The organism is Caulobacter sp. DWP3-1-3b2 (assembly GCF_049896325.1).
In the GTDB taxonomy this organism is placed as follows: Bacteria; Pseudomonadota; Alphaproteobacteria; order Caulobacterales; family Caulobacteraceae; genus Caulobacter.
This window is the reverse complement of the sequence record NZ_JAFCUB010000040.1, coordinates 1-11,253: the sequence shown is the minus strand read 5'-3', so window position 1 is coordinate 11,253 and position 11,253 is coordinate 1. Positions and strand designations below refer to the sequence as shown.

At 63.6% G+C, this 11,253-nt stretch carries 5 protein-coding genes and 4 pseudogenes; 6 read left to right on the top strand and 3 right to left on the bottom strand.

What is annotated here, in order from left to right; genetic code table 11:
* Positions 1-7: 7 nt before the first annotated feature.
* From ACP7AG_RS18655 to ACP7AG_RS18630, 6 genes and pseudogenes are all read left to right on the top strand, one after another.
* Positions 8-688, top strand: a pseudogene (locus ACP7AG_RS18655) (serine hydrolase domain-containing protein); the annotation flags it as partial.
* Positions 685-1,167 carry a hypothetical protein gene (locus ACP7AG_RS18650; RefSeq protein ID WP_426032680.1) on the top strand — a complete coding sequence of 161 codons (483 nt, stop codon included), beginning with the start codon at positions 685-687 and terminating at the stop codon, positions 1,165-1,167. The pseudogene ACP7AG_RS18655 and the gene ACP7AG_RS18650, both read left to right, overlap by 4 nt.
* 404 nt (positions 1,168-1,571) lie before the next feature.
* Complete coding sequence (locus ACP7AG_RS18645; protein WP_426032678.1) at positions 1,572-3,059, top strand: EAL domain-containing protein; 1,488 nt, start codon at positions 1,572-1,574, stop codon at positions 3,057-3,059.
* Between the two features lie 114 nt (positions 3,060-3,173).
* Complete coding sequence (locus tag ACP7AG_RS18640) at positions 3,174-6,128, top strand: S8 family peptidase (RefSeq protein ID WP_426032676.1); 2,955 nt, start codon at positions 3,174-3,176, stop codon at positions 6,126-6,128.
* A gap of 89 nt (positions 6,129-6,217) precedes the next feature.
* A complete protein-coding gene (locus ACP7AG_RS18635) occupies positions 6,218-8,683 on the top strand; it encodes an ATP-binding protein (protein WP_426032674.1) in 2,466 nt (821 codons plus the stop codon).
* A gap of 34 nt (positions 8,684-8,717) precedes the next feature.
* Positions 8,718-9,107, top strand: coding sequence for a response regulator (locus ACP7AG_RS18630; RefSeq protein WP_426009979.1), 390 nt, complete (start codon positions 8,718-8,720; stop codon positions 9,105-9,107).
* Positions 9,108-9,335: 228 nt separating this feature from the next.
* Here the strand turns inward: ACP7AG_RS18630 and ACP7AG_RS18625 are convergent.
* From ACP7AG_RS18625 to ACP7AG_RS18615, 3 pseudogenes are all read right to left on the bottom strand, one after another.
* A pseudogene (locus ACP7AG_RS18625) lies at positions 9,336-9,665 on the bottom strand (transposase); the annotation flags it as partial.
* Positions 9,664-11,070 (bottom strand): annotated as a pseudogene (locus tag ACP7AG_RS18620) (IS30 family transposase). The pseudogenes ACP7AG_RS18620 and ACP7AG_RS18625, both read right to left, overlap by 2 nt.
* Positions 11,071-11,116: 46 nt before the next feature.
* Positions 11,117-11,253: pseudogene (locus ACP7AG_RS18615) on the bottom strand (IS3 family transposase); the annotation flags it as partial.

Here is an 11,253-nt window from a genome sequence, read left to right as displayed (position 1 = left end):
TACCCTCGACGACGACATCCGGCGCTACCTGCCAGAGATGCCAGACTACGGAACGCCGATCACCATCCGCCACCTGCTGACCCACGCCAGCGGCCTGCGCGAACGATGGAGCCTAATGGCCTTGACCGGAAATGGGCCCGGGACTCAAGCGCACACCATGACCATGATCCTCGACTTGGCGTCGCGCCAGAAGGGCCTCAACTTCAAGCCTGGCGCGGAATTTCTCTGTACCAACACCAACTACGCGATAGCGGCGATGGTCATCGAGCGGGTCAGCGGCCAGAGCCTTCGGCGGTTCACTGATCAGCGTCTCTTCCAACCGCTAGGCATGAGCCACACGCGCTGGCGGGAGGATTTCCGCACCGTCGTTCTAGGGCGCGCGACGGCCTATGCGCCAGCCGGCGACGGCTTCATCGCCAACATGCCGTTGACCAACGTCTACGGAAATGGCGGCCTGCTAACCACGGTCGGCGACCTGGGGCGCTATCCCGACGAGGGCCTATCGATCGCCGTGATGGGCAATAACGGCGGGATCGATCCGGTCGACATGGGCGAACGGGTCGCCAGGCAGGCCCTGCTGGCGACCGGCCACGCGGAGCTATCGTTTCGGCGCCCAGGACGATCGCGGCGGCGCAAGCGCCGACGGCCGATCTCGCGGCCTACCAAGGCCCGTTCCGCAATCCTGTGACCGGCGAGCTAATCCAGCTACAGGCCGCAGATGGTCATCTGACGCTGAAACGCGGCGCATCCGAGGTGTTCGCCCCGCTGGGCGACAACCGCTTCCAGCGCCCAGACGGCGACCTCGTCACCTTCGCCAGGAGCGGTTCCAAGGCGGCCGAAGTCACGCTGAGCCACGGCGAGACCCGCCAGAGGTTCGTCGCAGTGCAGGCCGCCCAGAACGACAGCGCCGCGTTCGCCGGCTATGTCGGAACCTATTACTGCCCCGAGCTGGACACTCGTATTTCGGTCATCCTGCAGAACGATGTCCTGGTGATGCGTCAGCCTTTCGCGGTCGGGTGGATACTGAGCCCCAGCTTCGCCGGTGGCTTCACGACTCGTCTGCGCGGAACGACCACTTTTGTGTTCGACAGAACGGCGGACGGACAGGTTAAGGGCTTTAGCGCATGGCCGAACGGCGTCCGTAACCTAGCCTTTGCCAAGCAATGACGGCGGAACTGCGCCATCGGACCAAGCCGCTAGCGCGGCATGAGTGATCGGCGCAGACGCCGTAGATGGGGTCACTTTCGTGCAGTGCCCCTGACAGAGAGCTTGTGTAGGTTCTCTGTTCCGCTGCTACTCAGACCCCTGTCATATTAAATGTCTGCCGGGGTGATGCTCTTCACGCCCGCGTCACTGCTTGGGTAGTCGTCAGAGCTTGGGGTCAACCTTATCGAGGAGGGCGAGGGAAGTCGTTTTGCCCATGGTCCTTACCGTGCAGCGTCAACAGCAGACTGGCCTCCTGCCAGCGATAGACGGTCAGGCTGACGCGGCGAAATGGCGTCATCAAGCAATCGGTCCAGTTATGGGCGCGGTTAATATGTCTTTCAGTCGCACCTCCATACATTGACCCGATGACTGGCAGTGAGATCAATGCGACCGAGGCTATGGCCTGGCCAGAGGCGGCGCCAAGGCGAACCCTTGGCCTAACCGCCGCCCTGACGGCTCTGGCGACGGGCCAGATCGGGGTGAGACTATGCGCCGGCGACACGCATAATCCAGAGGTCGAAGCCTTCAACGCCTTGGCCGAGCGGCTCGACCGCCTGGGCCCGTTTCTCCCTCCCGCCTCTAAGGCGCCCACATCTTTCTTGGAGTTGGAGTCTTTTGAGGCGGTCGAGGCAGGTCAAAGCCTCTACGTCGCCATCGTCGGGATCGACGGATTTAGCCGGTTACGACGCCAATTGGGTTCGAGCGTCGCGGCGTTGCTTCTGAACAGTCTCAGCGCCCGCCTGCGCGCCCACATGCCCAATGCGCGTATTGGCCGTGTGGGGCGCACGAACCTAGAGTTCGCCTTCCCTGCTGCCGGAGACGCCGAAGCAGAGCGCGCCTTGCTCATGCTCCGACCAATTTTGGAAGACCGGTATGAGTTGGAAAGCGGACAGGCTTTCGATCTGAACATGGCTTTGGGTTTAGCCGGCCGGGAGGCCTGCGGCGAGTTCGTCATCGAATGCGCCGCAGAAGCTCTCGCCCATGCCCAGTCGCAGCTGATCAAAGTCGCGCTCTATCGCGACGAGGATCGGGCGCGCTCCGCCGCTAGCCTGTCTTTGCTGCGCGATCTCCGTTGCGCGATCGAGGAAGAAAACCTCTCCCTCGTCTACCAGCCAAAGCTCTCACTGGCCGACAACAAGGTCCGGGTGGTTGAAGCGCTAGTACGCTGGCGCCACGAAACCCTTGGCATGGTCAGTCCGGATCGCTTCGTGACTCTAGCCGAGGAAACCGGTCTGATCGGCGACCTGACGCGCTGGGTGGTCCGCACGGCCATCGCGGATCAAGCCCGGCTGGCGGCCAGCGATCATGCGCTCTCGATCCACGTGAACCTTTCCGGTCAGATGGTCGCTGACGACGATTTCGCGGCCTGGCTACTCGCCGAGATCTCCCGCATTCCCTCGGGAGCGCTGGGCTTGGAGATCACTGAGACCGCCGTCATTGACGAACCCGAAAAGGCCCTGCGTAACCTCCAGGCCTTCGCAGACGCCGGACTGGTGATCGCCATCGACGATTATGGGTCTGGTCTGTCGTCGCTTGCCTACCTGAAGCAGTTGCCAGCCCATGAGCTGAAGATCGACAAGTTGTTCATCTCGCAACTAACCAGCAGCCACCGTGACCCGCTGCTTGTACGCTCAACTATAGATCTGGCCCATGCTTTGGGCATGGCAGTGACGGCCGAGGGCGTGGAAGACGCCATGACCCTGGCGCTTCTTAGGATGATGGGTTGCGACATGGCTCAGGGCTACTTGGTCTCACACCCCATCGCCCTGAGCGAGCTCATGAACTTCATGGATAAAGGCGACCACTTGCCATCTTCTGCAATTTTACCATTGATGTTTAAAGTTAATCCGTAGATTACCAGGTATAACTTATAGATAATGCAACTTTTACTCTGCCCCTTAACGGCCCAATAAGCGTACCCCTCCTAATCTTCGGCGACCTGAAGAACTTCGGGCTGGAGGGAAATCATGTTTAAGGTCAAATGTTTGAGAGGCCACACCTTGCGGTTGGTCGCCCTGGCGTCGGTATCAGTCTTTGCCCTGCCGGCCTTTGCTCAAGTCGCACAGAACCCTCCCGCGACTACGGTCGGCCCCGTCAAGCCGATGTACGGTAACCTTCGCGCCTTCTATGGCGACCTGACGCCCTATTACGGCAATATCCGCGGGTTCTACGGCAACCTGCGCCCGTTCTATGGCAACATCCGCCCGTTCTACGGCAACATCCGCGCTTTCTGGGGCGATGCCAATCCGTTCGCCGCCGACCTGGTGCCGTTCTGGGGCAAGCTTCGTGCGTTCGATAATGGCCTAAGCGCCCCCACGGTCGGTGATTACTGGACCAAGGCCGGCGGCGACTGGGATGGCGTGGAAGCCAGCTGGACCGTGGCCCAGACGGCCGGCGCCAGCGGCGACTACAGCCAGGCCGCCGCGCAACTGCGCAGCCTCGTCGTCTCCGCCGAGACCTTCTGGGGTTCGGCCGTTCAAGCCAAGACCGGCCAGTCGTTCCAGGCGGGCTTCGCTGCGCCCCTGCTGGCCAAGTATGGCCTCGACCTCAACGACCCGACCTCGCTGTCCAAGCTTTCGCAGTCTGACCGCTCGATGTTCTTCCTCGAATGGTACGACGGCCTGATGAACTTCACTGGGACCGACCATGTCGATCACTGGATGAAGACCGTCAATTGGACGCCGCAACTGACCCAGACCCAGGGCTATGGCGCCGACACGGTCATCGGCCTGCTGGATTTCACGGTCGCCGGCGACACGGTGATCCAGAAGAACATCGTCAAGTATGGCGGCGTCTCCAACTTCACCAACGGCCACGGCGCTGCCGTGGCCAGCCTGATGGTCGGCGCCCATGACGGCCAAGGCGTGATGGGGATCGCGCCCAAGGCCTCGGTCATCGCCTACAACCCCTTCGACGCCAGCGGCACGGCGGGTTGGGCCGATATCGCCAAAGGCATCGTGATGCTCACCCAAAACCGGGCGAGCGTGATCAACATGTCGCTGGGCGTGCCCGGTTCGACGCTGGATCAAGGCTGGAACGCGGTGTTCTCCGATCCCGCCGTCTCCGCGGCGGCCAAGAACGCTGTGTTCGTGGTGGCCGCCGGCAATGACGGCGTCACCCAGACGGCCAACATCAACTGGAACTTCGCCACCAATCCCAGCCTGATCGTCGTCGGCTCGATCGACCTAGCCGGCAATATCTCCAACTTCTCCAACACACCCGGCACGGCGTGCCTACTGGACAACAACACCTGTAAGCCCGGCGACCGCCTGATGGACCGCTTCATCGTCGCGCCGGGCGAACTGATGCTGGTGTCGGATGACAAGGGCGGCGTCACCCGCATGTCGGGCACCTCCTTCGCCGCGCCGCTGGTCTCGGGGGCCATCGCGCTGCTGCAGGACCGCTGGCCCTGGCTGGCCAACTATCCCAAGGAAACGACCGACATCATCCTGAAGTCGGCCAAGGACCTCGGCGCGCCCGGTGTCGACCCGGTGTACGGCGTGGGTCTGCTGGACGTCACCGCCTCGCAGTCGCCTCTGGATTTCAACAAGCTCAAGTGGTACCAGGTCGACGACAAGGGCAGGCCCAAGGAACAGGCCCTGAAGGACGTCATCAAGACCGTGGGCGGTCTGCCCACGACCTTGACCGAAGCGTCCGTCAGCACCGTCGTCTCTACTTCGATGAGCGAACAGCAGCTAAAGTTTGACGCCAAGGGCCTGTATTTCTACGCCTTCGAACCGCTAGGCGGCACCACCCGCGACTTCGCCATCCCGCTGTCGTCCAAGCTAATCGGCCAGAACGTCATCACGGCCAACGGGGGGCAGGAGCAGTTCCAGTCCTATCTGCTCAGCCGCATGAACGTCTGGGTCGCGGCTCAGGCCGCCGCTGGCGGCAAGACCAAGTTCGCCGCGGCTAACGGCTTCGTCGAAGACGCGCCGGTGCCCAACAGCTGGGGCATGAGCATGACGGTGTCGATCGCGCCGCGCCCGCAGCACTACGGCTTCCGGCAGGACGGTCCCGACTACCAGTCGCGGCTGAAGATCGCCGGCGAGAAGGTCGTCTCTCAATTTGGCTTCGGCGATGGCGCCGTGGCCCTGGCCAATGTTCGCGGGCTAAACTCGGCTTCGGACTATGACAGCGATCGCGGCGGGGCCAACCCGCTGCTGGGCCTGGCCTCGGGCGGCACCTTCGCCAACTTCGCCTACGCCATGAACGACAAGCTGCAGATCTCGGCCGGCACGACGCAGCGTGACGTGCGCCGCGATCGCAGCGACCTGCCGGGCCTGAACTTCATCGACACCGGCGCCGAGCGCTACCAGGCCTCGGCCCAGCATTTCGGGGCCGACTACGCGGTGCGCCCCGGCGTCAATGTGGTGGGGTCCTACACCCGCCTCCACGAGCGCTCGGCCTTGCTGGGAACCCAGTCGCTGGACGCCAAGGACTTCCGCCAAGGCACGACGACCGACGGTCTCACCTTGGGCGTGGGCGCGGACCTAGGTCATCGGACGACGCTAGGCATCTCCGGCACCGTGGCGCGCACGCGCCAGATCGGCGGCGGTCAAGCGATCCGCATCGAGGACGGCCTGACCTCTACCGCTTTCGAGATGGCGCTCACCAAGGTCGGCTTCATCGGCAAGAACGATGTGGCGCGGCTGACCTTTTCGCAGCCGCTGTTCGTCAACAGCGGCGTGCTCGGAACCTCTACGGTTCAGGTGATCGACCGCAGCACCGGGGCGATTGGTGTCGTCAATAATCGGATCGAGGTCGGGCAGTCGCGCCCCCTCGCGGGCGAGTTGCTCTACGGGCGTCAGATATTCCAGCGGACGTCCGACCTGAGCCTGTTCGGCCGTGTCGAGGTCAACCCTGGCGCGGTTGTCACCCAGACCTTCATGGCGGGCGGCCGGATCCGCATCGGCTTCTGAACCAAGGCCTGCGGCGGCACGTTCGTCGCAGGCCTTAGGCCAGCCTTAAGAGACTCCCGCTAAACTCCCGGTTCTAAAGGGAGACTTTCATGGCGGGCGAGAAGCAAATGCTCTGTGGTCTGATGGTCGCGGGCCTGTTGGCGGCGACCTCGGCCGCTGCCATGCCAGCGCCCGACCCCGGTTTCGACGGCCTCATCGATGCGTCGAAGATGGCAATGATGACCGATCCTCAGGTCGCCTACGACCTGGCCGACCAAGCGCTGCGGCTGGCCAAGACCGCGCCGGACCCCGACACCCACGCAACGCGCACCGCCACCGCCCAATGGCTCGAGGCAGAAGCCCTGATCCGGACCGAGCGGGCCGAGGCCGCCCTGCCCGTCATCGCCCAGGCGTTGGCGGCGATCCAGAAGAACCACCCCAACACAAAGCTGCATGGCGACCTGTTGATGGCGCGCGGCGGTGCCAAATCCGTCCTCGGGCAAGTCCAGCCAGCCCTGGTGGACTTCCTGGCCGCTCACCACGTGTTTGGGATCGCGGGCGAGGCTCGTGGCCAAGCCAAGGCGCTGCAGGAGATCGGCTCGATCTACCAGGACGCCGGCGACTACCCCCGCGTGCTGCAATACTATGATCAGTCGGCCGAAGCTTATGCGGCCGACCCTTCCCTTCTGGTTTCGGCCCACAACAACAAGGCCAACGCCCTCAAAGCGCTGAACCGGTTCCCCGAAGCGATTGGGCAGTACCGCCTGGCCCTTACGCAGGCCCGCAAGCTGGAAAGTCCGGCGCTCGAGGCTCACATCCTGACCAACCTGGCCTCCACCGAGGTCGCAGCGGGCGACTTGACTCGGGCCGACGCTGATTTGGCGCGAGCGCGGAACTTGACCAGCAGCGCCGCCGCCCGCCAGGAGCGGCCATTCATTGACGGCGTCGCGGCTCAGGCGGCCCTGAAGCGAGGCCAGTATCAACGCGCCGCTCAATTGCTGGAAAAAATCTTTGTCGGGGTCGATCCGACATCGACCAATCCCACCTATCGCGACTTCCACGAAGCGGCCTACCAGACCTACAGCCATCTCGGCGACGACCGCCAAGCGCTGATTCACCTCCGCGCCTTTAAGCGCATCGACGACGCAACGCGCAGCCTGGCCGCCGACACCAACGCCGCCCTGATGACGGCGCGGTTCGACTTCGCCAACCAGGATCTGAAGATCACGAAACTAAAGGCGGGACAACTTCAGCGCGACGTGGAACTGGCGCGGTCGCGAAACGTGGTCAGCACCGTGCTGCTGGTCGCCGCGGCGATCGTGCTCGCGCTGCTGGCCTTTGGCCTGGTCTCGATCCGGCGCAGCCGAAACGCCGTTCGGGCGTCCAACGTGAAGCTCAACGAAGTGAACGGCTCGCTGCAGAAAGCTCTGAAGGCCAAGACGGAATTCCTGGCGACCACGAGCCACGAGATCAGGACGCCACTCAACGGCATCCTCGGCATGACCCAGGTGCTCCTGGCGGACCGCAAGCTGGGTCATGACGTGCGGGAAAAAATCTCGATCGTCCACGGCGCCGGCGAGGCGATGAAGGCGCTGGTCGATGACCTGCTCGACGTCGCCAAGATGGAAACGGGCAAGGTCGCGGTGTCCACGGCCGAACTCGACGTCCATAACCTGCTTCGACAAACGACCCAGCTGTGGAAACAGCCCGCGACCAACAAGGGCTTGGTTCTGGAACTGGAGATTCAGGACGTTCCACTGCGGATCATCGAGGACGGCGCACGTCTCAAGCAGATCCTGTCGAACTTGATGTCCAATGCCATCAAGTTCACCGATCAGGGTTCGGTCACGCTTATAGCGCTTGTCGAGGGCCATGGCGATGAAGCACGACTTTTGCTCCGCGTGGCCGATACCGGCATAGGCATCGCCGCCGATCAGATCGAGGAAGCGTTCGAGTCGTTCAAGCAACTGGATGGCGGCCTGACGCGCAAGCAGGGGGGCACCGGCCTTGGCCTGACGATCTGCCGCAACCTGGCGGCCGCCCTGGACGGCACGATCACTGTGGTCAGCGCGGTGGGGGCGGGCTCAACCTTTACGCTCAGTCTACCACTGCGCCCCGCGGCTATAGCGACGCCCGCTTTCGCTGCCTTGACTGGGGTCGTGCGCACGCTCTCCGACGCCAGGTTGCTGATCGTGGAAGCCAACCCCTTGGCCCAGAGCGTGATGCGTGCCCTGCTGCACGCCAAGGTAGCCGGGCTAGAGATGGCGTCGTCCGTGGCGCCCGCGCTTGAGTCGTTGCACACCAGCGCTCCAAATCTCATCTTGGTCGAAATCAGCGCCTTGGGACCCGACCTGACGACGCAGCTCAACGCCCTGAAGCAAATGGTGCGCACGGCAAATGGCGCCCCTATCGCCACCCTGTGCGCCTCACCCACACCCGACGTGATCGCAACCCTTCTTGACGCCGGCGCAACGCAGGTCTGGTCCAAGCCGATCAACGGGCCAAGCCTGTTGACTCACCTGGAGGCTCTTGCTGCGGCCGGCGCGATTGAACCCTCCACGGCGCAGCGCGCTTAGTAGTCAAGGTTGTTGTCGAGAAGGGCCGGAAGCGATGCGCGTACTTTTCGTCGAGGACGATGCGATGAATCGCCGGGTCGTTCGCGACATGCTGGGCGTCGCCGGGCTCGATATGTCAGAGGCGCCTGAGGCCGAGACTGGCCTTAAGATGATCGGCGAAAACGACTACGACCTCATTCTGATGGACCTGCGCATGCCCGGGATGGATGGCCTCTCCGCCATTCGGAATATCCGCGCTCGCGGCGACCTGAAAGGAACACTTCCGATCATTGTCATCACGGCCGACATGGCGGTCAACATCCGCGAGAATTGCCTCGCGGCGGGCGCCAACGATGTGATCCTCAAGCCCGTCGCAATGGACCTTCTGTTTGATGCGATCGGACGGATGATCGCCGCTAACCCGCAGGATGACGTCCTCAGCTAACACCGAGTGCTCTGACATCTATCTTGTCCGGTTGGCCAAGATTATCGCGCGGACTTTCGTGTTTCCAGTGGGCCAGCGGCAACTGGCAACTGGCAACTGGCAACCACTGCGACTTCCGGACTTCTTGTGCACAAGCGCCACCTTGGCAGGTTCTGATTGCCTGACGGCGGTGGCGCGACCCATTGAAAAAGAGCGGGCCGGGATTGTCTGGACAGGGATCGGCGTCGGTTAAGTGGAATCGCTGCCGGTTGTGATTGGCCGGGGTTGGGCCCGGGGTTGGGCCTGGTGGTGGTGGAAATAGGCCTGGTCGGGAGTGCGGGCGCCCAGGCTCGAATGCGGGCGCTTGCGGTTGTAGAAGTCCAGATAGCGGCCGATGCAAGCGCGGGCTTCGGCGACGCTGTCATAGGCCCGCAGATAGACCTCCTCGTACTTGACCGACCGCCAGAGGCGCTCGACAAAGACGTTGTCGCGCCAGGCGCCCCTGCCGTCCATGCTGATCCGAATGCCGTTGGCGGCCAGCAGGCCGGTGAAGGCTGAACTGGTGAACTGGGCGGATTCAATCGGTCGTCGCAACACGGTGTGTTTCGATCTGCGAGAGATAGGCGTTAAGCGCCTCTGCCGGTGTTTTCCAGTTGAGCGCCTTGCGCGGCCGGGCGTTGAGGGTTGCCGCTACGGCAGCGACGGCGTCAGGACTATGGTCGCTTAGGTCGGTGCCCTTGGGGAAATATTGGCGTAGCAAGCTGTTGGTGTTTTCATTGGTGCCACGCTGCCATGGGCTTTGCGGGTCACAGAAGTAGACCTGCACGCCGGCATCGATCTTGAGGCGCGCATACTGCGCCATCTCGGCGCCCTGGTCCCAGGTGAGCGACCGGCGCAGTTCTTCGGGTAAGGTGACGATGGTACGCGCGATCGCATCGCGCACCGCGTCGGGCCCATGCCCGGCTAGCGCGGGCCCGTTCTTCTTGCGTGGTCCGGCGTGATGCCCTTCCATACGGGGCAGGCGCAGCAGCATCGTGAAGCGCGTCGTGCGCTCTACCAGCGTGCCGATGGCCGAGCTGCCGAGACCCAGAATGAGGTCACCCTCCCAGTGGCCTGGCACTGCCCGGTCGTCCGCTTCGGCTGGGCGTTGGCCGATCATAATCTCGGGCGAGACGAAGTTCTTGCCGCGCAGACCGATACGACCGCGCGGCGTGCGCAAGGTCCGCCCGGTTCGCAGGCAGGCAGTCAGTTCGTGGCGCAAGGCGCCCCGACCTTGGACGTAGACCGCTTGGTAGATGGCTTCGTGGCTGATGCGCATCGTCTCGTCATCCGGGAAGTCGACGGCTAGGCGCCTTGCGATCTGTTCCGGGCTCCAGGCCCACGCCCATCGTCGATCTTGTCGCTGCCCGTGCCGGCGGCCCTTTCATGACACGGCTGGCCCGGGGACTGGAGTGCCACAGTTGATGCGCACGACGCCGGACATTTTCTCTTCCACATAGGAGCGCAAGGCCAAATTCCCAGCAAGCTTCGTCGGCTTCGGACGACGGGCGGACCGCTCGGCGTGCCACTGGGCGACGGTCGCGCGATAGTCCAGAACCCCGCCGCGCATGGTCGCATTGCGTCGGACCTCGCGCGATATCGTCGAGGCCGAACGACCGAGCCTGCGTCCGATCACTCGCAAGCTAAGACCCTGGACGAGAAGCAGCGCGATCTCCTCACGTTCCGCCACTGACAGATATCTTCCTGATAGCGGCATGGCCGCGGGTCTGAACATGGCTGGTGGCATGCCGCCGGCCTCCCGAAACCATCTGGTTCCCACAGGTTGCGACACGCCGGCCTTGATGGCAGCCGCCTCGCTGCTCATTCCGATCGCGATGAACGCCCAAAACAGCTGCCGCTCGCGCCGCCCTGCCACCGATGGCCGACCAGGTGACCGCAAGGGCGGCCGTCCACATCGATTTGACCGCCGCTTTCGAATGCTCATCGCAACGTCCTTTGTCGGCGTGTTGCGACGACCGATTGAATCCGCCCTGGCTTCCGCGGTCGCGGTGATGAACCAGGCCCGCCCGATGCGCCGGCCGGCGGTCGTGAAGGGCCTGCTCCAGGGCGTCGAGCACGAAGCTGGTGTGGGCCGTGCGGCTGGCGCGCCAACCGACGATCCGCCGGG

Coding starts and splice junctions, on each gene's coding strand:
- ACP7AG_RS18635 (WP_426032674.1), top strand. CDS start 6,218: ATGGCGGGCGAGAAGCAAATGCTCTGTGGTCTGATGGTCGCGGGCCTG.
- ACP7AG_RS18640 (WP_426032676.1), top strand. CDS start 3,174: ATGTTTAAGGTCAAATGTTTGAGAGGCCACACCTTGCGGTTGGTCGCC.
- ACP7AG_RS18630 (WP_426009979.1), top strand. CDS start 8,718: ATGCGCGTACTTTTCGTCGAGGACGATGCGATGAATCGCCGGGTCGTT.
- ACP7AG_RS18645 (WP_426032678.1), top strand. CDS start 1,572: ATGACTGGCAGTGAGATCAATGCGACCGAGGCTATGGCCTGGCCAGAG.